Source organism: Pseudomonas allii (assembly GCF_055380095.1).
Map to the genome: position 1 here is coordinate 816,089 of NZ_AP039450.1, position 26,562 is coordinate 842,650.

At 58.5% G+C, this 26,562-nt stretch carries 30 protein-coding genes and 1 tRNA gene; 13 read left to right on the forward strand and 18 right to left on the reverse strand.

All coding sequences use genetic code 11. The features are described 5' to 3' along the window. Positions 1-90 precede the first annotated feature (90 nt). Together ACZ445_RS03525 and ddlA are read left to right on the forward strand one after the other, a co-directional pair. The gene (locus ACZ445_RS03525) at positions 91-729 is read left to right on the forward strand and encodes a LysE family translocator (RefSeq protein WP_058423136.1); all 639 of its coding nucleotides are present in this window, start codon (positions 91-93) and stop codon (positions 727-729) included. A gap of 44 nt (positions 730-773) precedes the next feature. Continuing rightward, positions 774-1,868, forward strand: a complete 1,095-nt coding sequence (ddlA, locus tag ACZ445_RS03530) for a D-alanine--D-alanine ligase (protein WP_058423135.1) — start codon at positions 774-776, stop codon at positions 1,866-1,868. A gap of 27 nt (positions 1,869-1,895) precedes the next feature. Here the strand turns inward: ddlA and ACZ445_RS03535 are convergent, their stop codons facing one another. The 6 genes from ACZ445_RS03535 to ACZ445_RS03560 form a co-directional block, all read right to left on the reverse strand. Further along, entirely contained in the window at positions 1,896-2,210 is a 315-nt protein-coding gene (locus ACZ445_RS03535) for a helix-turn-helix domain-containing protein (RefSeq protein ID WP_058423134.1), read from the reverse strand. 291 nt (positions 2,211-2,501) lie between these two features. Continuing rightward, positions 2,502-3,227, reverse strand: a complete 726-nt coding sequence (gene pgeF, locus ACZ445_RS03540; protein ID WP_310863426.1) for a peptidoglycan editing factor PgeF — start codon at positions 3,225-3,227, stop codon at positions 2,502-2,504. 27 nt (positions 3,228-3,254) lie between these two features. Further along, positions 3,255-5,072, reverse strand: a complete 1,818-nt coding sequence (ggt, locus tag ACZ445_RS03545) for a gamma-glutamyltransferase (protein WP_464693909.1) — start codon at positions 5,070-5,072, stop codon at positions 3,255-3,257. Positions 5,073-5,108: 36 nt separating this feature from the next. After that, positions 5,109-5,888 (reverse strand): PhzF family phenazine biosynthesis protein, encoded by a 780-nt coding sequence (locus ACZ445_RS03550; RefSeq protein ID WP_310863428.1) that lies wholly within the window; start codon positions 5,886-5,888, stop codon positions 5,109-5,111. Between the two features lie 183 nt (positions 5,889-6,071). Beyond that, positions 6,072-6,148 (reverse strand) — tRNA-Met (locus ACZ445_RS03555). A 191-nt stretch (positions 6,149-6,339) separates the two neighbouring features. Beyond that, a complete protein-coding gene (locus ACZ445_RS03560) occupies positions 6,340-6,891 on the reverse strand; it encodes an RNA polymerase sigma factor (protein ID WP_058423130.1) in 552 nt (183 codons plus the stop codon). 264 nt (positions 6,892-7,155) lie between these two features. On the opposite strand from ACZ445_RS03560, the gene ACZ445_RS03565 reads away from it, so the two are divergent. The 11 genes from ACZ445_RS03565 to sctU are packed head-to-tail and all read left to right on the forward strand — an operon-like array spanning position 7,156 to position 17,272. After that, positions 7,156-8,217, forward strand: a complete 1,062-nt coding sequence (locus tag ACZ445_RS03565) for an HrpJ domain-containing protein (RefSeq protein ID WP_058423129.1) — start codon at positions 7,156-7,158, stop codon at positions 8,215-8,217. After that, entirely contained in the window at positions 8,214-10,307 is a 2,094-nt protein-coding gene (gene sctV / locus ACZ445_RS03570) for a type III secretion system export apparatus subunit SctV (protein WP_058423128.1), read from the forward strand. Before ACZ445_RS03565 ends, sctV begins: the two co-directional genes overlap by 4 nt. Positions 10,308-10,344: 37 nt before the next feature. Next, the gene (locus ACZ445_RS03575) at positions 10,345-11,244 is read left to right on the forward strand and encodes an FHA domain-containing protein (protein WP_179029127.1); all 900 of its coding nucleotides are present in this window, start codon (positions 10,345-10,347) and stop codon (positions 11,242-11,244) included. Continuing rightward, a complete protein-coding gene (locus ACZ445_RS03580) occupies positions 11,241-12,599 on the forward strand; it encodes a FliI/YscN family ATPase (protein ID WP_058423126.1) in 1,359 nt (452 codons plus the stop codon). The genes ACZ445_RS03575 and ACZ445_RS03580 overlap by 4 nt, the downstream gene beginning before the upstream one ends. Continuing rightward, entirely contained in the window at positions 12,586-13,014 is a 429-nt protein-coding gene (locus tag ACZ445_RS03585) for a hypothetical protein (protein WP_058423125.1), read from the forward strand. Before ACZ445_RS03580 ends, ACZ445_RS03585 begins: the two co-directional genes overlap by 14 nt. Further along, positions 13,011-13,448, forward strand: a complete 438-nt coding sequence (locus tag ACZ445_RS03590; RefSeq protein ID WP_063611807.1) for a type III secretion system HrpP C-terminal domain-containing protein — start codon at positions 13,011-13,013, stop codon at positions 13,446-13,448. Before ACZ445_RS03585 ends, ACZ445_RS03590 begins: the two co-directional genes overlap by 4 nt. Further along, a complete protein-coding gene (locus ACZ445_RS03595) occupies positions 13,445-14,458 on the forward strand; it encodes a FliM/FliN family flagellar motor switch protein (protein WP_058423124.1) in 1,014 nt (337 codons plus the stop codon). The genes ACZ445_RS03590 and ACZ445_RS03595 overlap by 4 nt, the downstream gene beginning before the upstream one ends. Continuing rightward, positions 14,455-15,108, forward strand: a complete 654-nt coding sequence (gene sctR / locus ACZ445_RS03600; protein ID WP_058423123.1) for a type III secretion system export apparatus subunit SctR — start codon at positions 14,455-14,457, stop codon at positions 15,106-15,108. Before ACZ445_RS03595 ends, sctR begins: the two co-directional genes overlap by 4 nt. A 7-nt stretch (positions 15,109-15,115) precedes the next feature. Continuing rightward, positions 15,116-15,379: a type III secretion system export apparatus subunit SctS gene (gene sctS, locus ACZ445_RS03605; RefSeq protein WP_058423122.1), complete on the forward strand. Its 264-nt coding sequence runs from the start codon at positions 15,116-15,118 to the stop codon at positions 15,377-15,379. Positions 15,380-15,389: 10 nt separating this feature from the next. Next, complete coding sequence (gene sctT, locus ACZ445_RS03610) at positions 15,390-16,178, forward strand: type III secretion system export apparatus subunit SctT (RefSeq protein ID WP_058423121.1); 789 nt, start codon at positions 15,390-15,392, stop codon at positions 16,176-16,178. Then, positions 16,175-17,272: a type III secretion system export apparatus subunit SctU gene (sctU, locus tag ACZ445_RS03615; RefSeq protein WP_058423120.1), complete on the forward strand. Its 1,098-nt coding sequence runs from the start codon at positions 16,175-16,177 to the stop codon at positions 17,270-17,272. The genes sctT and sctU overlap by 4 nt, the downstream gene beginning before the upstream one ends. A 52-nt stretch (positions 17,273-17,324) precedes the next feature. On the opposite strand, the gene hrpT is transcribed toward sctU, so the two are convergent. The 12 genes from hrpT to ACZ445_RS03675 form a co-directional block, all read right to left on the reverse strand. Continuing rightward, entirely contained in the window at positions 17,325-17,528 is a 204-nt protein-coding gene (gene hrpT / locus ACZ445_RS03620; protein ID WP_081049222.1) for an HrpT family type III secretion system protein, read from the reverse strand. Continuing rightward, positions 17,525-19,660 (reverse strand): type III secretion system outer membrane ring subunit SctC, encoded by a 2,136-nt coding sequence (sctC, locus tag ACZ445_RS03625; RefSeq protein WP_058423119.1) that lies wholly within the window; start codon positions 19,658-19,660, stop codon positions 17,525-17,527. Before sctC ends, hrpT begins: the two co-directional genes overlap by 4 nt. 148 nt (positions 19,661-19,808) lie before the next feature. Continuing rightward, positions 19,809-20,045, reverse strand: a complete 237-nt coding sequence (locus tag ACZ445_RS03630; RefSeq protein WP_058423118.1) for a hypothetical protein — start codon at positions 20,043-20,045, stop codon at positions 19,809-19,811. A gap of 102 nt (positions 20,046-20,147) precedes the next feature. Beyond that, positions 20,148-20,693, reverse strand: a complete 546-nt coding sequence (sctL, locus tag ACZ445_RS03635) for a type III secretion system stator protein SctL (protein WP_235594932.1) — start codon at positions 20,691-20,693, stop codon at positions 20,148-20,150. A 22-nt stretch (positions 20,694-20,715) separates the two neighbouring features. Then, the gene (locus ACZ445_RS03640; RefSeq protein ID WP_063611806.1) at positions 20,716-21,288 is read right to left on the reverse strand and encodes a hypothetical protein; all 573 of its coding nucleotides are present in this window, start codon (positions 21,286-21,288) and stop codon (positions 20,716-20,718) included. Further along, the gene (gene sctJ / locus ACZ445_RS03645) at positions 21,281-22,063 is read right to left on the reverse strand and encodes a type III secretion system inner membrane ring lipoprotein SctJ (protein WP_058423116.1); all 783 of its coding nucleotides are present in this window, start codon (positions 22,061-22,063) and stop codon (positions 21,281-21,283) included. The genes ACZ445_RS03640 and sctJ overlap by 8 nt, the downstream gene beginning before the upstream one ends. Before the next feature lie 7 nt (positions 22,064-22,070). Next, positions 22,071-22,433 (reverse strand): hypothetical protein, encoded by a 363-nt coding sequence (locus tag ACZ445_RS03650; RefSeq protein WP_058423115.1) that lies wholly within the window; start codon positions 22,431-22,433, stop codon positions 22,071-22,073. A 73-nt stretch (positions 22,434-22,506) separates the two neighbouring features. After that, positions 22,507-22,695: a hypothetical protein gene (locus ACZ445_RS03655; protein WP_058423114.1), complete on the reverse strand. Its 189-nt coding sequence runs from the start codon at positions 22,693-22,695 to the stop codon at positions 22,507-22,509. A gap of 173 nt (positions 22,696-22,868) precedes the next feature. Then, a complete protein-coding gene (locus tag ACZ445_RS03660) occupies positions 22,869-23,783 on the reverse strand; it encodes a sigma 54-interacting transcriptional regulator (protein WP_058423113.1) in 915 nt (304 codons plus the stop codon). A 280-nt stretch (positions 23,784-24,063) separates the two neighbouring features. After that, positions 24,064-25,164: a redox-regulated ATPase YchF gene (gene ychF, locus ACZ445_RS03665; protein WP_003171595.1), complete on the reverse strand. Its 1,101-nt coding sequence runs from the start codon at positions 25,162-25,164 to the stop codon at positions 24,064-24,066. A gap of 21 nt (positions 25,165-25,185) precedes the next feature. Beyond that, positions 25,186-25,770: an aminoacyl-tRNA hydrolase gene (gene pth, locus ACZ445_RS03670; RefSeq protein WP_003171596.1), complete on the reverse strand. Its 585-nt coding sequence runs from the start codon at positions 25,768-25,770 to the stop codon at positions 25,186-25,188. Positions 25,771-25,937: 167 nt separating this feature from the next. Continuing rightward, positions 25,938-26,534: a 50S ribosomal protein L25/general stress protein Ctc gene (locus tag ACZ445_RS03675; RefSeq protein WP_058423112.1), complete on the reverse strand. Its 597-nt coding sequence runs from the start codon at positions 26,532-26,534 to the stop codon at positions 25,938-25,940. Positions 26,535-26,562 lie beyond the last annotated feature (28 nt).

Here is a 26,562-nt window from a genome sequence, read left to right on the forward strand (position 1 = left end):
CCTTGTCTGCCGGGGTCTTGTACGATTGTGCAGGGCAGGGCAGCGGCCTATGATCGTCGCTCGAGCCTCGCGCTGATGGAGCTGCCTACCATGGATTTTCTCAACCCGGCCTATGTGACGCCCCTGGTTTCGCTGGCCTTGCTGTGGACGGTCGCGGTGGTCACGCCCGGCCCCAACTTCTTCAACACGGCGCAACTGGCCGCCAGTTGTTCGCGCCGCCATGGTGTGGTGGCATCGGCCGGAGTGGCCACGGGTACGATCATGTGGGGCCTGGCGGGTGGCCTGGGCATCAAGTCGCTGTTTACGGCGGCGCCGATGCTGTACCTGGCGTTCAAGATCGTCGGCGGCTGCTACCTGATCTACCTCGGGTTGAAACTGTTCAAGCGCTCTTCACCGAGCATGAGCCAGAACGTGCTGCCGGACGAAGCCCGGCGTTCGCTGTTTTCCGCGTGGCGCTTGGGGTTGCTGGGTAATTTGTCCAACCCCAAGGCCGCCTTGTTTGTTGCCACCATCTTTGCGTCAACCATGCCACCTTCGCCGTCGCCGATGCTGCTGACCCTGGCGGTGATCACCATGGCCACCTTGTCGTTCAGTTGGTATTCCTGTGTGGCCCTGGTGTTTTCCAGCGAGCGCATGGCCACGCTCTACAGCCGATCGCGCAAGTGGCTCGACCGCTTTGCCGGTGGCTGCTATGTGTTGTTCGGTGCACATCTGGTAGCGAATCGCTGACGGCCCGTGGTAAGAAGCCTTACGTTCAACAGTGAGGTCGGGTCATGAGCAAGGTGCGGGTAGGTATTATTTTTGGTGGCCGTTCGGCTGAGCACGAAGTGTCGTTGCAATCGGCGCGCAATATCGTCGATGCGCTGGACCGGTCGCGCTTCGAGCCGGTGTTGATCGGTATCGACAAGGCCGGCCATTGGCACCTCAACGACACCTCGAACTTCCTGCTCAACCAGGAAAATCCGGCCTTGATCGCCCTCAACCAGTCCAACCGCGAACTGGCGGTGGTGCCCGGCAAGTCCAGCCAGCAACTGGTAGACACTTCCGGTAGCGGCCTGCTGGAACATGTCGACGTGATCTTCCCCATTGTCCACGGCACCCTCGGCGAAGACGGCTGCCTGCAAGGCCTGTTACGCATGGCCGACCTGCCTTTTGTGGGTTCCGACGTGCTCGGCTCGGCGGTGTGCATGGACAAGGACATCAGCAAGCGCCTGCTGCGCGATGCCGGGATTGCCGTTACGCCATTCATCACCCTTACCCGCAGCAATGCGGCGCGTACTTCGTTTGAGGCTGCGGTGAACAAGCTCGGCCTGCCGATGTTCGTCAAACCTGCCAACCAGGGTTCCTCGGTAGGCGTGAGCAAAGTCGGCGACGAAGCCGAGTACCATGCAGCCGTCGAACTGGCTCTGGGTTTCGATGAAAAAGTACTGCTCGAATCGGCTGTAAAAGGCCGCGAAATCGAATGCGCCGTGCTGGGCAATGAACACCCCATCGCCAGTGGTTGCGGCGAGATTGTGGTGAGTAGCGGTTTCTATTCCTACGACAGCAAGTACATCGACGACCAGGCCGCCCAGGTGGTGGTGCCGGCCGATATCAGCCATGACGCCAGTGAGCGTATTCGCCGGTTGGCCATTGAGGCTTTCGAGGTGCTGGGCTGTTCCGGCCTGGCACGGGTCGATGTGTTCCTGACCGACGATGGCGAGGTGTTGATCAACGAAATCAACTCACTGCCCGGCTTCACCCGCATCAGCATGTACCCCAAGCTGTGGCAGGCGGCGGGGATGAGCTACAGCGAGCTGGTGAGCCGGCTGATCGAGCTGGCGCTGGAGCGGCATGCGGGGCGCAAGGGGTTGAAGATCAGTCGGTAGTCGTTCATCAGTGGCTCAGTAACGCCATTACGCGTTACTGAGGACTTCCCGAAAGACGTCCGGTCTGATTGCAGCGATATGCAGCAAGGAGCGTGCTGCGCCAGAAGGGGAGCGACGCCCTTGCTCCCACTCTTGAAGGGTTCTTACCGAAACGCCCAGAAACTCAGCAAATTTGGGTTGCGACAACCCGGTCTTGCTTCTTGCTTCGGCGGCTTGAGTGATTTCGACCTGCTTCACCGAGCCGTATCGTCCCGCTTTAACATCCTGAACAGCGGCCAGGAGCTCTTCGCCGATGTTGCGTTTGGCATCCCGTTCTTTCAGCTGTTTCTCAGTGAGTGGCATGGTTCATTTCCTTCGCGATTTTGTGCAGGGTGTGCGCTGGAATACTGTCGGTTGCGCCCTTGCCATTTCGGTCCAATAGTCAGGCCATAACCTGCTGAACAGAGGGGATTCTATTATCGTTAACACGCGGAACTCTACGTCTTTGACGTAGCCTCTGGCAAGAACGGGCGGGCCAGAAAATCGCAGGATAACGAGTACTGCTCAAGGTGCGTTTTATCGCAAAAAATGACATGGCACTTTGCGTATCGGCGATATGAGTAGGGCCTGGGACCGTGCTTGGTAAGCTTTCTCTCACCGTTGCGTACGAGCAATCCACGAATAAATCAGTGTCTTTACTTCCTCCGGGTGATGCGTCCTTCGGCGGTAGCTGGCAAAGGTGGGGGAGGTGCAGTAAGTGCACACCTCACTCACCTCGATTTGCTCACGCCGGATGCCGGTCGCTTGCAGCAACATCACGCCATACCCGCTCAAGTCAAACCACGCGCTTGCTGCTTGCCTGGCGTGGGGCGGTGCAATTTGCGGGGGCAATAACGGTGCGGGTTGCGCTGCGCTCCACGGCGCCCGCCCGGTTGACCACAGGTGCCCCTGGTCAGCCTGGAACTGCGCAACAAAGCCCTCGCTCACCTCATAGCAGCACGGTTTGATCGACGGTCCGATCGCCACGCGCAACTGGTCGACTGCAAGCCCTGCGTCGGTAAAACGCTTGATTGCATTGGCGATGATCCCGCTTTGCAGCCCCTTCCATCCTCCATGCACCGCAGCGACCTTTTCACCGTTCTGCGCGGCAATGAGAAGGGGCAGGCAGTCAGCGGTGATCACCGCGATGGGCTGATGCTCACCTGTGCACACCCCGTCCGCCTCAACGGTGTTGGGCACCTGGTCGGCTTGCCACTCGATCACCGAAGCGCTGTGCACCTGCTTGCAGATGAATACGTCATCCGGGCGCAGCGGATCATTGATCGAACAAAAACCGTGGTCGACGCCTGGGATGGCGCCGAGATTGTCTGCCTGTTGCACGAGCGCTTTCTCCGATGTTTGAGGTGTTCAGTCGCCCACCGCTTCGCCTTCACGCCGAGGGTCGGCGCCGCCGCTCAGCGTCACCTTGCCCTGGGCATCCCGCGTACGAACGATGGCCTGGATGCCGCTGGTCATATCGATCTCGCTCAGGGCATGGCCCTTGTCCTTGAGGGCCTGTTTCAGTGCCGGGCTGAACAGGCCGCTTTCCAGCTCGGTCGCGCCGTTACGGCTGCCGAAATTCGGCAGGCTGATAGCCGCTTGCGGGTCAAGTTTCCAGTCAAGCATCGCCACCAGGGACTTGCTCACGTACTCGATGATTTGCGAGCCGCCGGGCGAGCCGACCGTGGCCAGCAACTCGCCGCTCTTGCGGTCGAACACCAGCGTCGGCGCCATGGCCGAGCGTGGGCGCTTACCGGGCTCGACGCGGTTGGCCACCGGCTGGCCATTTTCCTCGGGGATAAACGAGAAGTCGGTCATCTGGTTGTTGAGCAAGAAACCCTGGACCATCAGATGGGAGCCAAATGCCGCCTCAACCGTGGTGGTCATCGACACGGCGCCACCCAGGTCATCCACCGCCACCACTTGTGAGGTGGAGATGCGCAACGGCGAGCGGTCCGGCGCATAGGCCACCTGGATACCCGCTGGTACGCCCGGCTTGGCGATACCCATGCTGCGCTCGCCGATCAAGGCGGCGCGCTTGGCCAGGTACTCCGGTGCGACGAGGCCCGCGACCGGCACGGGCACGAAGTCCGTATCGGCGACGTAGAGCCCGCGATCAGCAAAGGCTAGGCGACCGCCTTCGGCCAGCAGGTGCACGGCTTCGGGCGTTGGTTCAAGGCCGGCAGGCGATGCGCTTTTTACCGGCGGCATCGCTGCGATGTCGTGGGTTTGCAGCGCCTGCAAGGTGCCCAGGATTTGCGCGACGGCGATTCCGCCCGACGATGGCGGTGGCATGCCGCAGACTTTCCACTGCTTGTAATCGGTGCACAGCGGCGTACGCTCCTTGGCGGTGTAGCCCTTGAGGTCGACCTGGGACAGGCTGCCCGCGTTGCCATGGCCCTGCACCTTGCGTGCAATCTCATCGGCAATCGGCCCTTGGTACAGCGCGTCCGGCCCTTCCTTGGCGATGCGTTTGAACACATTGGCCAGCGCCGGGTTTTTCAACACGGTACCGGTGGCTTTTGGTGTGCCATCCGCGTTCAGGAAATACGCCGCCATGTCGGGTGACTGCACAATGTACCGGTCAGCCGCGATCAGGCTGTGCAGGCGTGGCGAAATCGCAAAGCCCTGCTCCGCCAGGCGGATCGCCGGCTCGAACAGCTTGGCCCATTGCAACCGGCCAGTCTTCTCGTGCGCCATTTCGAGTGCACGTAATACCCCTGGCGTACCGACTGAGCGTCCGCCAATCTGCGCCTCTGGAAATGCCATCGGCGTACCGTCGCTGCGCAGGAACAAGCGCTCGGTAGCCCCGGCCGGCGCGGTTTCACGGCCGTCATAGGCGTGTACGTTTTTTCCGTCCCACACCATGATGAACGCGCCGCCGCCGATGCCGGACGACTGCGGCTCCACCAGGGTCAATACCGCCTGCATCGCGATCGCCGCATCGATCGCCGTACCACCCATGCGCAACATCTCGCGCCCGGCCTCTGCCGCCAGCGGGTTGGCCGCCGCGGCCATATGGCGCTCGGCGTGTTGGGTGGTGAGGTCGGTGCGATAGCCGGAGCCCAACTCCGGTGCCTGTGGCTGTTCGTTGACAGGGGTATGGCAGGCAGCCAGGGCAAGGGCTGCGGCAATCACCGACAGTTGAAGGCGGGAAATCGAAAACACGCGCTGAACTCCGTTCATTTTGAGAATGATCTGTTGTCCTTGGGGTACTGCTGTTTACAGGTAAATCGTGCCTTGCAGGTAGAGCACCGCGTGGCCGGAAATGATCACGCGATCACCCTTGAGTTCGCAGCGCAGTTGGCCACGGCGCTTGCCGCCCTGTTCGGCGGTCAACAGGTTCTTGCCCAGGCGCTCAGCCCAGAATGGCGCCAACGACGTGTGGGCCGAGCCGGTCACCGGGTCCTCATTCACGCCCACATTCGGCCCGAACCAGCGGGAGATAAAATCAAACCGCGCGCTCTTGGCTGTCACGGCGATGCCGCGTTTGGGGAGGCCCTTGAGGCGGGCGAAGTCCGGTGTCAGTGCGGCGACCTGCGCCTCGTCTTCCAGCAGTACGATGTAGTCATCGGTGCTGAACACATCGGCATGTTCAATGCCGAGTGCGGTCAACATGCCAGCGGGCGGTTCGCAGCGGTGAGGTTGCTTGGCAGGGAAGTCCATCGCCAGTTCATCACCATTGCGCGTCACCCGCAGTTCGCCGCTGCGTGTGGCAAAGCGCAATACCTGCGGCGCGTCCGCCAGTTGGTTTATCAACACCCACGCTGCTGCCAGCGTGGCATGGCCGCACAGGTCCACTTCGACTTCGGGGGTAAACCAGCGCAATTCATAGAGTTCGCCGCGAGGTACAAAATAGGCGGTTTCAGAGAGGTTGTTTTCGGCGGCGATGGCTTGCAGTTGCTCATCGCTGAGCCATTCGGTAAGCGGGCAGACCGCCGCCGGGTTGCCGCCGAAGGGGAACTGGCTGAAAGCGTCGACTTGGTAGATGTCCAGTTTCACCGTGGAGCACTCCGTGCATAGAAGGGAGGCTGGACACTAACAGTGGGTCAAGGGAGCGTCAAAATACAGATGGCGGCTTTTTTTGCGCGCAAGTGCACCGCTCGTAACCGCAATCCATCGTCGCGGCACTTTTCTCCAGGCATAAAAAAACGGCCTACCTTTCGGTAAGCCGTTTTTAGTACTTGGTGGCTACACAGGGACTTGAACCCCGGACCCCAGCATTATGAATGCTATGCTCTAACCAACTGAGCTATGTAGCCAAGTGGCGCGCATTATTCGCGCAGAACGAGAATGCGTCAAGCATTTATTTTGAATTTTTATCTACGCTTTCAACTGTTTAAGCGGAATCGTCGTTTCGGGCGACGAGTGGTTCACGATTCACCCTGCGGCATTCCTTGAAAGTCAGATCAGGTTGGGCAGATATCCCTGCCGCCCAGCGTGTGGTCCGACTTTAAGGATATTGCGCGTTGTGAGTGGCGCGTTTCAGCTGTTCACGGGCTCGCGAGAGGCGCGAGCGCACGGTGCCGATAGGAATGTCCAATACAGTGGCGGTGTCCTGGTAGCTGCCGTCGGTTTCCAGTGAGGCGTACAACGTCTTGCGCATTTCAGTCGGCAGGTGGTCGATGGCGTTCAGGGTTTTTTCCAGGCGCCGGTTGATCTCAAACTCCCAATCCAGGTTGTGGTTGTCTTCCTGGCCATGCCATAACGACTCATCGAATTCGCAATGCACGGGCTTGGCATATAAGCGCCTGAAGTGGTTGCGAATCAGGTTCTGCGCGATACCACACATCCAGGTACTGAGCGTGGCATTGCCGCTGAAACGTTCACGGTTGCGCCAGGCCTCCAGGTACGTCAATTGCAGAAGGTCATCTGCATCTTCCGGGTTGAGTACGCGCTTGTGAATGAAGCGTCGAAGTTTTTTTTGCTGATCGTCCGTCAGGTGAAGCATGAATTGAGGCGAGCTGCCAACGAGGTGCGCTAAAGCTTCAATAGGGATATTCATGTTGATTTTCCTCTGGGAAGAACTACCGAAATAGGTTCGGCATAACCCCCCTTTAGCACTGGCTGTGCCAAGCGGAAAAAAGTTATAACTACATGATTTATATAGATATATATTTTGTGATATGGCGTTTTTGCGCAAAAAATTGCAAAAGTGTTTGAACTGCTGTGCTTGTTTTCTCAAAAACATCGCATCGGTGAAATTTCATGGAACTGTTCAGCGCTGGCCTGCCACACAAGGACACACTCCTCCGGCCCTGACATCGTCATGAAAGTCGAATCGCTTAACGAGGTAAAACCGCTCCCTCATCCGAATCAACCCTCTAGCAGCACCGCACAAGTGTCGGGGGCAGTCACGGGGGGCGATGAGCTTGCTAACGTGTTCAGTCAGGAAGTCGCGCTTGACACCAAGGCTCAGGGCCGGCGCTCGAGGGGGGTGCGCATTGGGCCTACGGAGCAACTTGCACATCTCTACGATCAGTTGGGGCACCCCGCCCAAGCGAGGCTGGCTTCTGTTGCTCGCAGGATCAGGCAGGAGTTGTTGCACAAGCCCGTGGTCGGCACATTGCTTGAACTCACCGGCGGCGATCCGGCACGCACCTTTGTGGTACTTCAGCAGGTAGCGGCCCAGGCGCAAGCCGAGGCACGCAGTACCGAGGCAGCGTTGGCGCGTGATGCCATAGCCAGGCTGGAGATGCGTTATCAACGAGAAATCCAGGCCGGGCTTAACATCGCCAAGGTCTTGCAAGCCTCCAGTGCCGACACGCAAGAGCGTCAGGCGATGCGGACGCTTTATTACGCCAGCGTGGTCACGCGCCAGTCCCTGGCGATCATGATGAAAGAGCTGTTGGGGCTGTACGGTGGCGAGCGCTTTGCTATCGGGCTCAAGTTAATGCGTGGCGCCTTGGCAGATGATGTTGCCGCGCAGACATCTTCGATACCCACGTCTTTGTTGCGCACATTGTTGCGTGGGCTACAAAGCTGTGGGCAATTGAGTGCTGCACTGTGCAACTGTCAGGCGCTATCCCGGCGCTTGAACATCGAACAGGACCCAGTGGGCCTTCTGCAACGCCTGCTGGGTTATGCCAGCACGGGTATCGCAGCGCCTGAAATCCAGCGTTTGGTGGACGAGTTATGGTTGGGACAACCTCCTCGTCACCTGGTGTCACTCAATGCCCTTTACCCGGTGATGCAGCAGTTGCCATTGGCCCTTTGGCCTGATTCGCGTGTGCGTCAGGAAGCCCTGCACAATTTCCTCCTGGTCATGGATGAATTCGCTCGGGCGGAGCGCGGCCCGGCACGCTTCATGGGCGTGAGGACCCATGTGTGACTGTGCTGGCGAGCATAAATGGAGTCCTGCTCAAGGTTGCACAGCGAGCGGAAGTGCTGGGTGCCGTGGTGGTGTTGGCCATCGTGTTTATCTTTATCGTGCCGCTGCCCACTTGGTTGGTGGACATTCTGATCGCGCTCAACATCTGCATCTCGTGCCTGTTGATCGTGTTGGCGCTTTATCTGCCGGGCCCGCTGGCGTTTTCCTCCTTCCCGTCGATTCTGCTGTTGACCACCATGTTCCGCCTGGCGCTTTCGATTGCGACTACACGCCTGATCCTGCTGGAGCAGGACGCTGGCGACATCGTTGAGGCGTTTGGCAATTTTGTGGTAGGCGGCAACCTCGCCGTGGGGATGGTGATTTTCCTGATCCTGACGCTGGTGAACTTTCTGGTGATCACAAAGGGGTCCGAGCGTGTGGCCGAGGTGGCAGCGCGCTTCAGCCTGGACGCGATGCCTGGTAAGCAGATGTCCATTGACAGTGACCTGCGTGCCGGCTTGATCGACGGTGGGCAAGCACGGGACAAGCGCGAGCAATTGTCTCGCGAGAGCCAGTTATTCGGCGCTATGGACGGGGCCATGAAGTTCGTCAAGGGTGATGCTGTAGCAGGCCTGATCATTGTGGTGGTCAATCTGCTCGGTGGTTTTTCGACGGGTATGTTTCAGCACGGTTTGAGTGCGGCCGACTCCATGGCGCTGTATTCGGTACTGACCATCGGCGACGGCCTGATTGCTCAGATTCCCGCCCTGCTGATCTCCTTGACGGCCGGCATGATCATCACCCGCGTAGCGCCGGACGGGAGCAAGGGCGTGAGTAATATGGGCGCCGAAATCGCCCGGCAAATGACCAGCGAGCCCAAGAGCTGGATGATTGCTTCGGTGGGTATGCTCGCGTTCGCGGGGGTGCCGGGCATGCCCACCGGGGTGTTTATTCTTATCTCAATGATGACCGGAGCCTTGGGCTATTACCTTGTGCGCCAGCGCCAGCGGCAAGAGGCCCCATCGGCCGAACCGGGCACCGCGGTTCGCCCGGAAGATAATGGCGATGCAGACCTGCGCGGCTTTGATCCTTCCCGGCCTTACTTGCTTCAATTCAACCCGGCGCTGTATGGCACGCCACAGGTCATTGAAATCGTGCAGAGCGTGCGCAAGGCGCGAAATGCGCTGGTAGCCAATATTGGTTTGACATTACCCCCCTTCGAAGCGGAATTCAGCGATTCACTGGCCCTCGACGAAATGCGTTTTTGCGTCCACGAAGTACCGGTAGTGAGGGCCACCTTCAGTGAACGAGTCGCCGTCGAGAGGGTGAAGCTGGCCGAGCCTGCGGAACATGCTGAGCGGGGCATGGCCGAGCGGGATGAACAGGACTGGCTGTGGTTCGCTCCGGATGATCCATTGCTGGACGACCCTGCGGTTGAACGCTTCAGCGCCCAAAGCCTGATCATCGAGCGCATGACTAGCGCAATGATGCTCAGTGGGCCCCGATTTCTTGGGATCCAGGAGAGCAAGGCAATCCTTAGTTGGCTTGAACAGAACCAGCCCGAACTGGTGCAGGAGCTGCAGCGGATCATGCCGCTATCGAGGTTTTCATCGGTGCTGCAGCGTCTGGCCAGCGAAGGCGTTCCGCTGCGTGCGGTGCGCTTGATTGTCGAGTCGCTGATCGAGTACGGCCAGCATGAACGTGAGCCGGAAGCGCTGGCCGACTATGCGCGCATCGCCCTTAAAGCGCAGATTTTCCACCAATACAGCGAAGCTGACGGTCTGCATGCCTGGCTGCTGTCGCCCCAGACTGAAAACATCCTGCGTGACGCACTGCGTCAGACTCAGACCGGAGTGTTCTTTGCCCTCGATAACGACAGCAGTGCATCGCTGGTCAACCTGCTCAATCAGGCGTTCAGCCAGCGCTCCAAGACCAAGAGCGTGATGTTGGTGGCGCAGGACCTGCGCAGCCCTTTGCGCACTCTGTTGCTGGACGAATTCAACCACGTGCCGGTGCTGTCCTTTGCTGAGCTTGGAAGTACATCCAAGGTCAGGGTACTGGGGCGCTTTGATCTTGGTCAGGAAGAGTTGATGCGTGGGACAGTGGCATGAGTCGGTCGTTGCAGTGCGCACGGGGAGAGGCGCGATGATGTACGAGCTACGAGTTCTGGACGGCTTGCACCAGGGCGCGGCACTGCCACTGTTCGGTGAACAGTGGAGCATCGGTGCCCACGCAGATGCGGACCTTGTACTCAGCGATCCGGGAATCGCCGAGCACCATGCGCACCTGCATCTGATCGACGCCTGCTGGTCGGTGCAAGCCAAGGCAGGGCTGTTGTCGGATAGCAACGGGCAGGTGCTGGCGCAAATCGGTCACTTGCCACTCAATGCCTCATTCTCGGTGGGTGGGGTGTGCTTGTGTGTAAGCCTGGCCGAACAGCCCTGGCCTCAACCATCGGTTCCCCGCGCCCTGCCGCCTGCATCCAGCATTGAACCGCCGCGGCCACTGATGCTGTCTTCTATCTCTTTGGTCCAGCAAAAGCGTTTGCTTAGCCTGGTGCTGGTGTGTGCGGTCGTCATCATGGTTGTCGGCATGGTCTCTTCCGGGGAGCGCACGGCCCAGGCTTCGCTGATGCCGACAGCGCCGAGCAAGCCCGAGCTCGCGTCACCGTTCGAAGTGCGCCAGATACTGCTGAAGATGCTTAACGAGCGTGAGCTGAGCCAGCACATCAGTTTGCAAGTGATCAACGGCCAGATTGCGCTCGACGGCTTAGTCACTCAAGACGATGTGGAGCTGGTCGCACGCATGCTCATCCGTTTTGGCGAGCAGTTCGAAACCGCAGTGCCCGTCATGAGCCGTGTACGGGTACGTGACAGCGCGATTCCGTTCAAGATTTTGCAGATTGTCAGCGGACCCAATGGTCACGTTGTGCTGGAAACCGGGGATAGATTGTTTGTAGGCGATGAGATTGACGGCTTGCGCCTGGTGTTGATCGATAACAGCAAAGTGGTATTCGATGGCGAGCAACGCTACGAGGTGCGCTGGTGAGCGACCTGCTGCGCGAGCGCCTGGAGGCTTGGCAGTCAGGGCAGTCAGAGGCGCTGGCGCGTTTCGCGCCTGTTTCGATGCGGGGGCGGGTCCAGCGCGTCAACGGCATGCTGTTGCAGTGTCGTTTGCCCCATGCGCGGATTGGAGATCTGTGCCAGGTGGAGAAAAATCCAGGTGAGAACATGCTTGCCGAGATCATCGGCTTTGACCAGCAGGACGCAGTGCTCAGTGCGCTGGGCAACCTTGAAGGTGTGCGTGTGGGGGCCAGTGTGGAGCGGCTCGGCGTCCCCCATCGGGTACGGGTCAGCGATGAGCTGCTGGGTCAGGTGCTGGATGGCTTTGGTCGACCCATTGCCGGCGACGGCCCGAGTGCCTTCGCTGGCGTCGATACGCCCGATGCAACAACCGTATTGTGCGAAGCGCCGTTGCCCACGGAGCGGCCTCGGATCAGTCGGGCGCTGGCCACCGGAGTGCGTTCGATTGATGGCTTGATGACCCTGGGCGAGGGCCAGCGTGTGGGATTGTTTGCCGGTGCCGGTTGCGGAAAAACCACGTTGTTGGCCGAGATCGCGCGCAATGTGGAATGCGATGTCATTGTGTTCGGCCTGATCGGGGAGCGAGGTCGTGAGCTGCGTGAGTTCCTCGATCATGAGTTGGATGAACAACTGCGTGCCAAGGCGGTGCTGGTGTGCGCTACCTCGGATCGGTCCAGTATGGAGCGTGCCCGTGCCGCTTTTACCGCCACCGCCCTGGCCGAAGGCTTCCGAAGCAAGGGCCAACGGGTTTTGTTGCTGATCGACTCCCTGACCCGGTTTGCCCGGGCCCAGCGCGAAATTGGCTTGGCGGCCGGGGAACCACTGGGCCGCGGTGGTTTGCCTCCGTCGGTGTACAGCCTGTTGCCGCGTTTGGTGGAGCGCGCCGGGCTGACACGCAACGGCGTGATTACCGCGATTTACACGGTGCTTATCGAACAGGACTCCATGAACGATCCGGTGGCGGATGAAGTTCGGTCGCTGCTGGATGGACATATCGTGCTGTCACGCAAATTGGCCGAGCGGGGACACTATCCGGCGGTCGATGTGCTGGCCAGCCTGTCGCGAATATTGAGCAACGTGGCCGATTCTGCAGATATCCAGGCCGGTACGGCATTACGACGCCTGTTGTCGGCGTATCAACAGATCGAGCTGATGCTCAAGCTGGGTGAGTATCAAGCCGGCAGTGATGCCCTGACTGATCTGGCGGTAGACAGCCGCCAGGCGGTCGACAGCTTTTTGCGTCAGGACCTGCGTGAGCCGTCACCCATCGCGACGACCCTGGAGCAACTGAAGGAGCTGACGGCTTATGTGCCCTTCTGAATCGCTCATCGCTGAAATCGAGATATTGCGACGCTTGCGCAGGCATCGGGCGGACCGTGCCGAGCGAGCACTGAGTGCCGCCAAGAAAGCCCAGCGTACTGTGCTTCGACAGATCGAACAGGCTGAAGAGGCGCTCGAGCAGAGCCGACGCGAAGAGGCGCAGCAGTGTGCGCAGTTGCTCAAGGAGAATCAGGGCCAAGTCATGACACTGCAGGCACTCAAAGCCTGGAGCACCCAAGAGCACAACCTGTCTGCCAGCACCCGACGAGAGGCGAGCCAATTGCAAGCGTTGCACGTGCAAAAAGACCAGCAGACGCTGGAGGTAGGAGATGCCCAGAAGCACGTCACGCGCTGTTTGCTCGAGGTGGAAAAACTTCAAGCGTTATCCGGTTTATTGGCTCAGGAGCAAGCATGACCCAGGTTTCAATTGGCAAGACTGAGCGCATGCGTGAACTCGGTGATACACGTGAGATGGGAATGAGCACCGTGGTGCCCGTGGAGCAGGCGCTGCGGTTTGCGTTGCTGGTCACCACCGACGTTGGCAGCTCTGCGACGAGCACGAAATTGGCGAACGATAGCCCCCTGCTCGAATCGTTGACCGAACAATTGGCCCCTCACTTTCAAGGATCATCGCAGTGGCCACTGCAGGTGGTGCTGTACGTACCTCGTCTAGGGCGCATCAAAGCCAGTATCCGGCGCGAGCCGGGAGTCTGGAGCGTCGAACTGGACGCTGAGTGCGATCGCACGACGAGCTGGCTCTGCGGCATACGCCAGCGTTGTCAGGAGCGCATCGCCAACACGTTGGGGCAGCCGGTCGATCTCACGTTGGTTCATATGGCCTCGGCATGATGATGCCGCTGTTGGCGTTACGTCAGGTCAAGGCTGAGGCCGTCGCAGCCCGGCGCCGGTTGGGCTGTGGCATACGTATGTCGTTTCAGGTCTCAAGCCAGCAGGGTGAACTCTTGCTGGTGCCTGGGCGACCGCCAGGAAGTGCTACACCCACCTGCTTCGAAACGGCCCGCGGCGTGCTGGGTTTCAGTGAGCCCGGCCCGCTGTTGAGCTTGCTGGGAGAGTGCCCTGTGACACTGGCCCTGGCCGAAAACGATCCGGATTCGTGGTTCTGGGATCTGTTCCTGTACCACCTCAGCCCGCAGGTCAGGGAGCTGCTGGGGCACCTGCGATTGCTGGGTGGTAGTCACACATTGAAATTTGGCTGCCAGCTTACTGTGACCTTGGGGATATCCCAGGTTTCGGCATACCTGTGGCTGACTCACGAGAGCTTTCTGGCGTTGTGTGATGCCGGCCCATGGCGCTCGATCGCTGCTCCGCTGCCTGAGCGTTTTCAGGTGGCAATCGCCGTAACCCTGGGGCGGCTGCAGCTGTCCATTGCGCATTTGCGCACCGCTCGGGCGGGCGATGTCGTGGTATTCGAACAGACCTTTTTCAACGCGCGGGGTGTCGGGTACCTGCAGGTGGGTGAGCGCCGCCTGCATGGGCATATTGACGATGCATCCGGGCATTTGTGTTTGACACTTGCATCTCTTGAGGAAACCTCTGTGGACGAGGACTTTGCAGTACACGACTTCCCGCAATCCGGGGATGAACACCCGGTAGCGGACGTATTTGGCCATGAGCCGTTCGATGAATTGAGCATGGCGCTCAACGTGCGGTGTGGAACCTTGAACCTGACGCTGGGGGAGTTGCGCAACTTGTCCCCAGGAGCCGTGCTGGGTGTCTCCGGCTATGCACCCGGCATGGCCGGGCTTTACTACGGCGATCGCCCGATTGGTGTGGGGCAATTGGTCGAGGTTGACGGGTGCCTCGGCTTGCAACTGTCCCGCATGACGTTTTCCCAATGACTTTCCAGGGAGTGGACCCGCTCGTACTCGCGCTGTTCCTCGGTGGGCTGTCGCTGATGCCGATGTTGCTGATCGTGTGCACGGCGTTCCTGAAGATTGTCATTGTGCTGATGATCACCCGAAACGCCATCGGTGTGCAGCAAGTACCGCCGAGCATGGCAATCAATGGCATTGCCCTGGCGGCAACGCTATTCATTATGGCGCCCGTGGGCTACGAGATCTCCGCGACGCTGAAGACGGCACCGCTGGACCTCAGCAGTGTGCACGCGATGCAAACCACCGGCCTGGTCGCCATACAACCGTTGCGCACGTTCATGAGTCGCAACACCGACCCGGACATTCTGACGCACCTGAAGGAAAACACCGTCCGAATGTGGCCGCCTGAAATGGCCCATGAGGTTCAGCGCGAAGACTTGATCCTGCTGATGCCAGCCTTCGTCCTGTCGCAATTGCAGGCCGGTTTTGAGATAGGGTTCCTGATCTACATTCCGTTCATCGTCATCGACTTGATCGTCTCCAACCTGCTGTTGGCGCTGGGCATGCAAATGGTCTCGCCGATGACGATTTCGCTGCCGCTCAAAATGTTGTTGTTCGTACTCGTCTCGGGCTGGTCACGCTTGCTCGACAGCCTGTTCCTTTCTTATCTCTGAGTAGCTTATGGAGCCGATCGTGCTGTTCAAGCAAGGCATGTTGCTGGTGGTGGTGCTGTCGGCGCCCCCGCTTATCGTGGCCGTGGTTGTCGGTGTACTGACTTCCCTCCTGCAGGCACTGATGCAGATACAAGACCAGACCCTGCCCTTTGGTGTGAAGTTGGTAGCTGTGGGCGTCACCTTGATCCTGACCGGGCGCTGGATTGGTGTGGAGCTGGTGCAATTGATCAACCTGATGTTCGACATGATTGCCCGTTCGGCGCTGAGCTGAGGTAACCCGCGTGCTGCAACTCATTGATTACCTGCCCAGCCTTCTGGTCGCTATGGCGCGAATCTATCCCTGTGTATTCCTGGTGCCTGCCTTCTGTTTTCAACACCTGCGTGGTCTGCCTCGGCACATCATCGTGATGGTGCTGGGGCTGATTCCGGCTCCCGGCATTTACACGGTGCTAAAAGCACACGACTACTCGTCGCTGATGATCGGTGCCCTGATTTTCAAGGAGGTGGCTCTGGGCCTTTTGCTCGGGGTCTTATTGAGCATGCCGTTCTGGATGTTCGAGTCGGTGGGGGCATTACTCGACAATCAGCGCGGCGCGCTCGCCGGTGGCCAACTCAACCCGTCGCTGGGACCGGACGCAACGCCGGTGGGGCATCTGTTCAAACAGTTGGCAATCTACCTGTTGATCGCCACCCTCGGGCTCGGTGCGATGACCCAAGTGATCTGGGACAGTTATGTAATCTGGCCCCCGACCGCTTGGCTACCCTTCGTTGGAGTGAACGGTTTCAGTGTGTTTACCAGTCTGCTGGCGGATACGTTCACCCATATGATGCTCTACGCCGCGCCATTTATAGCCGTGTTGCTGCTGCTGGAGTTTGGCGTCGCGCTGCTGGGGCTTTATAGCCCGCAGTTGCAAGTCTCGACTCTGGCACCACCGATCAAATGCCTGGCCGGCCTGATGATTCTGATTCTGTACATGCCGTTGTTGCAGGATTTGATCGTCGGGCGCATGAGCCTGTTGGTTGATCTCAAGCATTCCCTGCTTGCAATGTTCCAGGTCTCGGCACCATGAGTGATTCAGGTGAGAAAAAACACGCGGCCACCCCCAAGAAACTGCGTGATCAGCGCCAGAAGGGCCAGGTCGCGCAGAGCCAGGATGTCGGCAAGCTGTTGGTATTGACCGCCTTGAGCGAGATAGCCTTGTTCACGGCCGAGCCCAGCATGCAGCGTTTCCAGCAACTGTTGGTCTTGCCCATGTCCCGCATTGGCCAACCCTTTGCGCGGGCGCTGGAAGAAGTGCTGCAGGAAGCGCTGCTGACGTTCTTTGCGTTTGCCCTGATGATGGCCGCCGTGGCGATCACCGTGAAATTGATCAGTGGTTGGATGCAGTTCGGTGTTCTGTTTGCGCCCGAAAGCTTGAAGCTGGACTTCAGCCGTCTCAACCCGCTCAGCCAGATCAAACAGATGTTCTCCGCTCGGCAGGTAATGAACCTGCTGATGAGTCTGGCCAAGGCCGTGCTTTTGGCATTGGTCCTCTATGGGGTGATCAGCCCGTCACTGGGCGTGTTGATCAACCTGGCCAACAGCGACTTGCAGAGCTATGTCAAAGCCCTGATCATTTTATTTCGCCACCTGCTGCATGCCTGTCTGGGCTTGTTGCTGGTGCTGGCGCTGATCGACTTTGCGTTGCAGAAACACTTTTTTGCCAAGCGCATGCGGATGACGCAAGTCGAGGTGATGAAGGAGTACAAGGACGCGGAGGGTGATCCTCACGTCAAGGGGCAACGGCGTTCACTGGCTTACCAACTCGCCCAGGAAGAACCGAAGGTCAAGCTGCCCAAGCTGGAAGAGTCCGACATGTTGGTGGTCAACCCAACACACTTTGCCGTCGCCTTGTATTACCGACCCGGTGAAACGCCTTTGCCGCTGCTGGTGGACAAGGGCACCGACGACCAGGCGCGCGCATTGATCGTTCGGGCGAAAGCGGCTGATGTGCCGGTGATCCAATGCGTGTGGCTGGCGCGTACGCTCTACGAAAAGAAACTGGGTGCCGGCATCCCGCGTGAAACCCTGCAAGCTGTGGCGCTGATCTACCGGACTCTGCGTGAACTGGACGATGAAGCCAAGCGCGAAACCCTGGAACTGCCCGAGCTTGCGCAGCGGTAATCGACGTCAGGTGCAGCTGACCAGGGCCTGAAGGCTGGCCAGCTGCATTGGCTCATCGTTCCAGCGAGATGGTTTGATAATCCGACCGTTCTCCTGCGGGGCCAGGCTCGGCACGCATGTGCGACGGCCACCAGACCACCATTTTAGCCTCGCTCGATTGTGGACGAGAGCATGAATCACCTTTGCACGTTGCAGTACAGCCCACGCTGAGCAATACCGTAATGATGAGAGTGACGCTGAACAGGGTGCGTTTCATCGCATGTCTTTCCGGGCTGGGGTGAGAAGGGAGGGGCGGGGCACGCCGATGTGTTCATCTTTCACTACTGGGCGCATGGCGATAAAAACCTCAGCCTCTTCACCCGGCTTGAGCCAGGCTCGTGGCCACACGGTTACTGCCAGGGTCTGAGCGTTGCTGCACTCCTTTTCATCAATGCGCACATTGCGTTTGAACTGATTGCGCAACACGATGATTGCTACGTTGAAGTGTGGCCCTGTATACCACTGGCTGCGCTGGGTATTGAGAGCCAGCAGCTCACGTGTCGAGCACAATGTATCCAACCCCAGGGGCATTGCGGCCGCCTTGAACGCCTTGGGCACCTCGCCACTCACTAGATGCGCCAGCGTGCTGGTGATTTCGCTTCGCTGGATCACTGGCGGGTAGGGTGCATTGCGTCGGGCCAAGGGGGCTAGTGCAGCCTGTAATTCGGCCTGATCGGCTTGTGGCAGGTAACGTGAAGGGTCGGCCTGGTCTCCGATCACTCGGGGCGTCAGGATGAACAGGCGTTCCCGTCGGTTGTTCTCGTGTTTCGTGGAGGAGAACAACGCCTTGCCCAGCAATGGAATGTCTCCCAACAGAGGCACCTTTCTCTGGGTGTCGGTGTTTTCCGTGACGTGAAACCCACCCACCACCAGTGAGCTTTTTTCTGCCATTACGGCCTGGGTACTCACCTTGCCTCGGCGCACATCCAGTCCACCGATTGAGGCGTTGGAATCGTCAAAACTGCCATCTTCAATATCCACGACCAAATGGACTTGGTGGCTGCCTTTGCTGGTGATGACCCTGGGTACTACTTGAAAGCTGGTACCTGCGGTGACGGGCAGAATAGTCGCGTTCTCTGTGCCGCCTATCAGGTATTGGGTACGGTTGAAATCAATCACCGCCGGTTGGTTTTCCAGCGTCAGCACCGATGGGTTCGACACGATAGTGGCCAGGCCACGGCTTTCCAGGGCGCGGATTTCAGCATAGAAACGGTCGCGATTGCGGATATTGATTTGTGAAGAGCTGCCAGGTGCCATGATCGATTCGCCTCGAAAACGGCTGTTCTGAAACCCCCAGTTGACCCCGAATTCGCGCAATTGACTGCGCTCGATATCCAGGATGATTGCGTCGATTTCCACCAGCTTGCGGGCCACGTCGAGTTGCGTGATCAGCTCTCTGTACAGGGTCTGGCGCTCGGGCAGGTCATAAATCAGTACCGCGTTATTGCGCACATCCGCCTCGACCCGGATTTTGCTGGCGTTCACCGGCGCGCGGGGAGTGAGCGACGCGCCACTGCCCAATGAGTCCGCGCCCGCGGGTGTTCCCAGCATTTGCCCAAGCAGCGGATTGCTCAACCGGGCGCCGGTTGTGGTGGCCAGTGGCGAGGGTTGCGTCACGGGTGTGGAGCGTGTCGCCATGACGGACGTCGGGCGTGGTTCCAACAACCCGCGCAGCATAGCGGCAACCCCTGGGATGGTGAGTTTTTCCCCCCGGTAATCGATTACGCGATCTGCTGCGTTGGCGAACTTCAGCGGGTAGGTCAACACGCTCTGCTTTTCATCTGCCGACTTGCGCCGGCTGCTGAACTGCTTGATCTGCTCTATGTAACCCCTGGGGCCAGAGACCAGAACGACGCCGTCCTCTGGCAACTCGCCCCAGCCAAAGCGGCTTTCCAACAGGCCGATATCGGTCAGTGCCTGTTTCAAGTCCGAGATGGATTCCGAAGACACTTCCAGGCGCGCGGATTGCTGCTGATCCAGCGTACTGATATAGAGCGTGTTGTTGTACAGGTACCACTGGAAGCGATGCTCCACACCCAGTCTGTCGAGTAGGGACTGAGGGGTGTTGGCGCGGATTTTTCCATTGACCGAACCCTCAAGCAGGCCTTCGATCTGAAGCTGTGTACCGAATGTCTGGGCGAAGTCTTCAAGTACGTCCCGCACGGGCTTGTGCTCGGCTTCATAGGCGTAGGCCGTGTTTTTCCATTCGTTGGGGATGGCGGCCAATGTGGCTTGCGAAAGCGTCAGCAGCCATGGCAGCGCGAGCAGGTAGCGCCAGGCAGGGCGTCTTTGCGAAAGTCCGGACGAGACATAGCGCAAGCAGCCAGGCTTGTAGGTCTTGTTCTTCATAAGTGGTTCTCTGATTGGTACGAGAGCGGATGCTGCGATGTCGGGCGCGTGTCTTGGGTGCAGCGTGTGAGACGGGGGATGGTCGGCGCGTAGTGACCGACCCGGGTCTGTCGATTCACGAGTACCCGCATCACCCGGCCTCACACCATCAGGGGATGCCATCGAAGATGATCTTTCCCTGATCGGCCTTGTAGTTGGTCATGGCCTGTATAGAGGTCAAAAGCTGGTTCGACGTCATTTTCATCTCCAGCGCTTGATCCATCAGTGCCGCGAACGTTTCATTATCGGTCGCCTCGTAGGCGGCCTTATCCATTTGGTCCATGTGTTTTTTGACAGTGTCCAGCTCTCTGTACTGCTGTTGGCTCAGCCGATAATCAAAGGTCATGGGGCATCCTCCAGTGAATTGCCCTTGTATGTGGTTCATGCCTGGCAACAGTTCCACACACGGCGTCATGAAAGACTGCGTGTGAACATTGTCGGAAATTCCCTACTTGCGGCTCTGTGGCATTTCCAACAGGAACAAGCTGTCAACGGTCGACTTCCAATCAATATGAAAGCTGCCTTCGTCTGTTTCCAGAACCAGCGACTGGACGCTGAGGAGGTCATCCAGACGCAGGCTCCAGGGGGCATTGCTGTTCATTTGCAGCCATTGCACCACCTCCGGCTGATCCTGTGGATGACAGACCAGCGTGGCTTCAATGGCGGGTATTTCTGCGGTTAGCAGTTTTTTGAGCAGGGCGCTGATTCGCTCCGCGGGAGGCGTCAGCTCCAGCAGATTGCCCACCACCTGATGGGTTACTGACGTAGCGATTTTTTCAAGCTGCTCGCACATGTTCTGCCGCTCGATCTCCCAGCATTCAAGTTGGCGGTTGGCGCGCTGCCAAAACTCGTCCTGTGCGTGCTTCAGCAACTGCTCACTCTGTTCACGCGCTTGTTGCAGGATCGCTTCAGCCTGTGCCTGGGCGTCGCTCAGCAAATGCTGTGCACGCTGGCTGTCGGCAAGCAGCTCTCTGGGGATCAGAGCGTTTGGCAAGCTTGTAGCGGGGGTCGACAGTTTAATCTTGCGTCGGCACAACATTGGACAGGGTCTCGCCAGCAGTGGGGGCATCGTTGGTCGGGGCGGTAGCGCGCCATATGACGGCCTGCCAGACAGTGTCGAGTTTGCTTCCGGGAGGCGGCGCAGGGATGCTTTCCAGCGCATCAACGCGTTGCGGGGCGAAGCTGAGCCGCAGGCGCTGCCATATCGGCTGATCGACCCAGGTGCGCAGATGGTGCAGAGGGTCGTTGCCGGGTTCGTGGGGCACGGCAGGCAATGCCCGGGACAGGCGGGCGCACCACTGGCGTTGGTCGGGGCTCAACGATAGTTCGTGCTGAGGATGGTAGATCCCATCGACCAGGGCCAACATCAGTTCACGTTTTGCGGGTGGCGCCAGTACCAGGCGAAGCAGGGCAGGTGATGGCTCAACGGGCAGGCAAGGGGAGATGCCCAGTGCCCGGCTGACCCGCTCATGCCGGCTACGGCAGATCGCAGTGCCGGCGGGTGAGGCGAGGTCGAATGGCGCCCAGCCATGTTGTGCCTGCTCCCATGGGCGGGTCCACCAATTGACCCACCTGAACAGGTCATCCATTGGGTTCTAAGCTCGGTGAAGCGTGGGCCGGGTGGCGCTTCTTTCGAAGCCAGACTACGGTAGCCGCGACCGCAAGCAACAAGACTACAAACAGTAATGTCAGGGTTGTTTGCCAGAACATCAGGTCGTTTTCGGGGACCAGAAAAGCCCCGAGATAGACCAGACGCTCCCGTTCAATATAGGCGGCTGCAGGTACAAAGGTAACGGTGAGTTTTTGCGGGTTATCCACCGTGGTGGTCATACCGGGAATGCTACTGGCCACCATTCTGCGCACACGTGGCCTGATGTTGTCGGGGTCCAGCCGGGGATCGTGCTTGATGAATACCGAGGCTGATGCCGGCTGTACGGGTTCGCCGGGTGCCACCCGTTCCGGCAACACCACATGGACGCGGGCTACGATGACCCCGTCGATGTTCGATAGGGTTGCTTCCAGTTCTTGGGACAACGCGTAGATGTAACGGGCTCTTTCCTCCAACGGTGTAGAGATGACGCCTTCCTTGCGGAATATATCTCCCAGGGTCGAGCGCGTGGTTTTCGGCAGGCCCGCAGCTTCCAGTGTTCGCACCGCGCGGGCAATATCACGGGTCTTTACCCGAACGACTACGCCGTCCTTTTCCAGCGCTTTCTGGGCGCGGATCTGCTTGTCTGCCAGTTCGGCGATGACATCGTTGGCTTCCTGTTCGGACAGTTGGCGGTGCAGTTCAATTCGCTCACCGCAGCCGGCCAGGAGCAGTGCCAGTGTGAGTAGCAGGCAGGTGACGAGAGGTTTGCGCATAACTTTCCTACTGCAGGTTGGTGGTTTTTTCTACCATCGAAATGCAGTGTTTTATGATTTTCACCGAAACGGTCAGGCGCTCTTTGCTCTCGACCAGGGCCATGGGGACTTCCACCGATTTTATCGAGTGCTTGCTTTGCGCCAGATCCTTCAATCCTCTGGAAAGTTTCTCGTTCCTGGATTTGAGGTACTCCGATTGCTCGGCGAGAAAGTGCGTGCCGATGGCCGGTGTCGAAGGGGGGTAGCGGTTCTCCCCGATCAGCGCCGACGCAAAAAAATGACTATCGATGGAGTCATCAACAGGCATTGTCGTTTGGTTTTTTTGCACAAGCGTCTGAGGCTGTGCGCCCCATTCGGTTTTCGAAAGCATCTGAGGCTCCCCAGGCAAAAGCGATAAAGCGCCCCCTCTGTAAACGAAACAGAGGAGGCAAGTGTTTTGATGCTTAGGCCCGTGCAGCGCCGATTTGCTGCATCACTTTGGTGCTGTAGTCGAGCAGCATGCTGTCGACGGTTTGCTTGATGTTTTGCGCGTTCTTTTCTCTCTGCAATTGATCCTGAATCGCTTTTGCTTGTTCGTTGTCGACGCCGCCATAATTAGCGCCAATGCCCGGAGAGTTAGGTGCAATAGGCATAAAGTACCTTCCTTTAATATTGATAGAGTGTCGAGGTCAGGCCCGAGTCTCTGGCCTTCTCTACAGAGCCTTCGCTCGCAACGTGGGTGGTGGAGGACATGGTGGTGGTTCCAGCGCGAAAAATGAGTTGTTATTTCGAGATGTGTCGCAAATGCAGGTGCCGAGCAATCGCGTCATATAAGTATGTTCAAGTGCTTCAAACGGTAGTAAAGCGTACGTTTGGCAACGCCTAACTCAGCGGCGACATGCTCCACACAGTCGGCATGACGTTTGAGCGATTCTTCGATCAATGATTTTTCGAACTGCTGCAACCGAATCTTCAGGGGCATTATCTGTGCATTCGCCTCCGATGAACCAAGGGGTGGCATGCCCAGTACAAACCGCTTGGCGGCAGAGCGCAATTCTCTTACGTTGCCAAGCCAGTGGTGACACAGCAATTGCTGGAGCAGTGTTTCAGGCGGCGCGGGGGTTGGGCAGTCGAAGAGCTTGGCTTCTTGGGCAACCATGTCCTTAAACAGTGGAATGATGTATTCCTGTCGGCTTCGCAGCGGGGCGAGGTTGATGTTCACGACATTCAGGCGGAAGTACAGGTCGCGTCGAAAGGTGCCTTGCTCGACCATATCATTCAGTGATTGCTGGGCGGATGCTATGACGCGCATGTCTACCGGGATGAAACGGGTCGACCCCAGGCGCTCGACGCCACGTGATTCCAGTGCACGCAGAAGTTTGGCTTGCAGGGTGAGCGGCATGCTGTCGATTTCATCCAGATACAGGGTGCCCAGGTGTGCCGCCTCGATAAATCCGGCCCTTGACTGAATAGCACCGGTATAAGCACCACTGTTGACGCCGAACAACTGACTCTCCGCCAGGGTTTCCGGGATGGCTGCGCAGTTCACCGCGATAAAGTGACCGCGCCGCCCGGATAAACGATGAATTCGCTGTGCCAGAGTGTCTTTGCCTGTGCCGGTCTCACCCAGTAGAAGAACGTCAATATTCAAGGCTGCCGTAGTCTGGAGCGCGGCGTAAACATCGGGGTTCTCAATGAACGGTATAGGTACTTCACTTTCCTGATGGTCAGAGGCAGACATGCTGTTAGTCACTCCACTATTGCTTAGCAGTGCTGCAATGCAGTACTGCTCAGTAGAGCTTAATTTGCCGAGGCCAGATGCAGGAAAAGGCTGTCAGTGGTGAGCGAGAAGTTAAAGCTTGAACGAACGTGAAGGCTCATATGACGTTTATTCACCGATTTTCTCGTGCACAGGGTAAACGCTCAGAGTAAACATATGTGTTTAACGCTTGAAAAGCGTGCACAAAAAAGCCGATGCAATGCATCGGCTTTTTAGTTGCCGTGTAAATCGCTGCCAGCACTTACACGTTGAAACGGAAGTGCATCACATCGCCATCTTTCACGATGTATTCCTTGCCTTCCAAGCGCCACTTACCCGCTTCCTTGGCACCGGCTTCACCCTTGAACTGGATGAAGTCGTTGTAGGCGATCACTTCGGCGCGGATAAAGCCTTTTTCGAAGTCGGTGTGGATCACGCCGGCAGCCTGTGGTGCGGTGGCGCCGACCTTGACGGTCCACGCGCGGACTTCTTCGACGCCGGCAGTGAAGTAGGTCTGCAGGTTGAGCATTTCGTAACCGGCGCGGATCACGCGGTTCAGGCCAGGTTCTTCCAGGCCAAGGGCCTCGAGGAACATGTCTTTTTCTTCGCCGTCATCCAGCTCGGCGATTTCCGCTTCGATCTTGTTGCACACCGGCACCACGATGGCGCCTTCTTCGTCAGCGATGGCCTTGACCACGTCCAGCAACGGGTTGTTCTCGAAACCGTCTTCTGCGACGTTGGCGATGTACATCACCGGCTTGGTGGTCAGCAGGTGGAAGCCCTTGATCACGGCCTTCTCGTCGGCGCCCATGTTCTTCATCAAGCTGCGTGCCGGCTTGCCTTCGGTGAAGTGAGCAATCAACTGCTCCAGCAGGCCTTTCTGGACGACTGCGTCCTTGTCGCCGCCCTTGGCGTTGCGTGCGACTTTCTGCAGTTGCTTCTCGCAGCTGTCGAGGTCGGCGAAGATCAGTTCCAGGTCGATGATCTCGATGTCGCGTTTCGGGTCGACGCTGTTGGAGACGTGGATCACGTTCTCGTCTTCAAAGCAGCGGACCACGTGAGCGATGGCATCGGTCTCGCGGATGTTGGCCAGGAACTTGTTGCCCAGGCCTTCACCCTTCGACGCACCGGCGACCAGGCCGGCGATGTCGACGAATTCCATGGTGGTCGGCAGGATGCGCTTGGGGTTGACGATGGCCGCCAGGGCGTCCAGGCGTGGATCCGGCATCGGCACGATACCGCTGTTGGGCTCGATGGTGCAGAAGGGGAAGTTCTCCGCCGCAATACCGGACTTGGTCAGGGCGTTGAACAGGGTGGATTTGCCGACGTTGGGCAGGCCGACGATGCCGCAATTGAATCCCATGGTGTTTCCCCTCGGTAAGAGTCAGGCCTTCTGGCTGTGCAGGTTTTTCATCGCGCGGTTCCATTCACCGGCGAAGATATCCGGCAGCACGCCGAGGGCAAAGTCGATGCTGGCATCGAGTTTTTCCTGTTCGGCGCGTGGCGCACGACCCAGGACGAAATTTGAAACCATACTGGCAACGCCTGGGTGGCCAATGCCAAGCCGCAGGCGGTAGAAATTATTCTGATTACCCAACTGCGCAATGATGTCGCGCAGGCCGTTGTGCCCGCCATGCCCGCCGCCCAGCTTGAGCTTGGCAACACCGGGTGGCAGGTCCAGTTCGTCATGGGCCACCAGGATTTCCTCGGGTTTGATCCGGAAGAAACCCGCAAGCGCCGCGACAGCCTGGCCGCTGCGGTTCATGTAGGTGGTGGGAATCAGTAGACGAACATCCTGACCCTGGTGCGAGAAGCGCCCGGTCAGGCCGAAATATTTGCGATCGGCCGCAAGGTTCACACCTTGTGCGTGGGCGATGCGCTCAACAAAAAGGGCCCCCGCGTTATGCCGGGTCTGTTCGTATTCGGCGCCTGGATTTCCCAGGCCAACGATCAGTTTAATGGCAGTCACGACAGGGGCCCTTCCTTTGGAGTTGTGGATAACATCGCCAGACCTGAGTGCGGCGAAAGTGGACGACACTACATCATTTACTCAAGAGTAAACGTCGCGTTATCGCCCGCTTTCTCGCTACGTTTCGGTCCGCGATGTTTCCTCAAGCTCCGGCAATACAGAGTGAATTACTCTGCAGCGCCTTCTTCAGCTTCTGGAGCAACGCGTGGAGCGTGAACGTTGGCAACAGCTTTGTCATCGTTGTGAGCCAGTGCAACGAACTCAACGCCTTTAGGGGCTTTGAGGTCGGACAGGTGAACGATGGTGCCGATTTCAGCAGCCGACAGGTCGACTTCGATGAACTCAGGCAGGTCTTTCGGCAGGCAAGTCACTTCGACTTCGTTCAGAACGTGCGAAATTTCGCCGCCTTTCTTGACCGGCGCTTCTTCACCGATGAAGTGAACAGGCACGATAGCGGTCAGTTTCTGGCCAGCTACAACGCGAATGAAGTCAGCGTGCATGATGAACTGCTTGGACGGGTGACGCTGCATCGCTTTAACGATGACGTTCTGCTTTTTGCCATCGACGTTCAGCTCGATAACGTGGCTGTAGGCAGCTTCGTTTTCGAACAGTTTGGCGATTTCCTTGGCCAGGATGGTTACGGATTCAGCAGCTTTGTCACCACCGTATACAACGGCAGGGATGTTGGCGGCGTGACGCAGGCGGCGGCTCGCACCTTTCCCCAGGTCAGTACGCGCTTGGGCGTTCAGAGTAAAGTCAGTCATTTTGTATCTCCAAAATAGCCATCATCGA

Coding starts and splice junctions, on each gene's coding strand:
- ACZ445_RS03525 (WP_058423136.1), top strand. CDS start 91: ATGGATTTTCTCAACCCGGCCTATGTGACGCCCCTGGTTTCGCTGGCC.
- ggt (WP_464693909.1), bottom strand. CDS start 5,072: ATGAACGGAGTTCAGCGCGTGTTTTCGATTTCCCGCCTTCAACTGTCG.
- sctS (WP_058423122.1), top strand. CDS start 15,116: ATGGAGCCGATCGTGCTGTTCAAGCAAGGCATGTTGCTGGTGGTGGTG.
- ddlA (WP_058423135.1), top strand. CDS start 774: ATGAGCAAGGTGCGGGTAGGTATTATTTTTGGTGGCCGTTCGGCTGAG.
- ACZ445_RS03535 (WP_058423134.1), bottom strand. CDS start 2,210: ATGCCACTCACTGAGAAACAGCTGAAAGAACGGGATGCCAAACGCAAC.
- sctC (WP_058423119.1), bottom strand. CDS start 19,660: ATGAAGAACAAGACCTACAAGCCTGGCTGCTTGCGCTATGTCTCGTCC.
- ACZ445_RS03630 (WP_058423118.1), bottom strand. CDS start 20,045: ATGACCTTTGATTATCGGCTGAGCCAACAGCAGTACAGAGAGCTGGAC.
- ACZ445_RS03565 (WP_058423129.1), top strand. CDS start 7,156: ATGAAAGTCGAATCGCTTAACGAGGTAAAACCGCTCCCTCATCCGAAT.
- sctU (WP_058423120.1), top strand. CDS start 16,175: ATGAGTGATTCAGGTGAGAAAAAACACGCGGCCACCCCCAAGAAACTG.
- ACZ445_RS03560 (WP_058423130.1), bottom strand. CDS start 6,891: ATGAATATCCCTATTGAAGCTTTAGCGCACCTCGTTGGCAGCTCGCCT.
- ychF (WP_003171595.1), bottom strand. CDS start 25,164: ATGGGATTCAATTGCGGCATCGTCGGCCTGCCCAACGTCGGCAAATCC.
- sctJ (WP_058423116.1), bottom strand. CDS start 22,063: ATGCGCAAACCTCTCGTCACCTGCCTGCTACTCACACTGGCACTGCTC.
- ACZ445_RS03655 (WP_058423114.1), bottom strand. CDS start 22,695: ATGCCTATTGCACCTAACTCTCCGGGCATTGGCGCTAATTATGGCGGC.
- sctR (WP_058423123.1), top strand. CDS start 14,455: ATGACTTTCCAGGGAGTGGACCCGCTCGTACTCGCGCTGTTCCTCGGT.
- ACZ445_RS03595 (WP_058423124.1), top strand. CDS start 13,445: ATGATGATGCCGCTGTTGGCGTTACGTCAGGTCAAGGCTGAGGCCGTC.
- ACZ445_RS03675 (WP_058423112.1), bottom strand. CDS start 26,534: ATGACTGACTTTACTCTGAACGCCCAAGCGCGTACTGACCTGGGGAAA.
- ACZ445_RS03640 (WP_063611806.1), bottom strand. CDS start 21,288: ATGGATGACCTGTTCAGGTGGGTCAATTGGTGGACCCGCCCATGGGAG.
- ACZ445_RS03590 (WP_063611807.1), top strand. CDS start 13,011: ATGACCCAGGTTTCAATTGGCAAGACTGAGCGCATGCGTGAACTCGGT.
- ACZ445_RS03650 (WP_058423115.1), bottom strand. CDS start 22,433: ATGCTTTCGAAAACCGAATGGGGCGCACAGCCTCAGACGCTTGTGCAA.
- ACZ445_RS03575 (WP_179029127.1), top strand. CDS start 10,345: ATGTACGAGCTACGAGTTCTGGACGGCTTGCACCAGGGCGCGGCACTG.
- hrpT (WP_081049222.1), bottom strand. CDS start 17,528: ATGAAACGCACCCTGTTCAGCGTCACTCTCATCATTACGGTATTGCTC.
- ACZ445_RS03585 (WP_058423125.1), top strand. CDS start 12,586: ATGTGCCCTTCTGAATCGCTCATCGCTGAAATCGAGATATTGCGACGC.
- ACZ445_RS03660 (WP_058423113.1), bottom strand. CDS start 23,783: ATGTCTGCCTCTGACCATCAGGAAAGTGAAGTACCTATACCGTTCATT.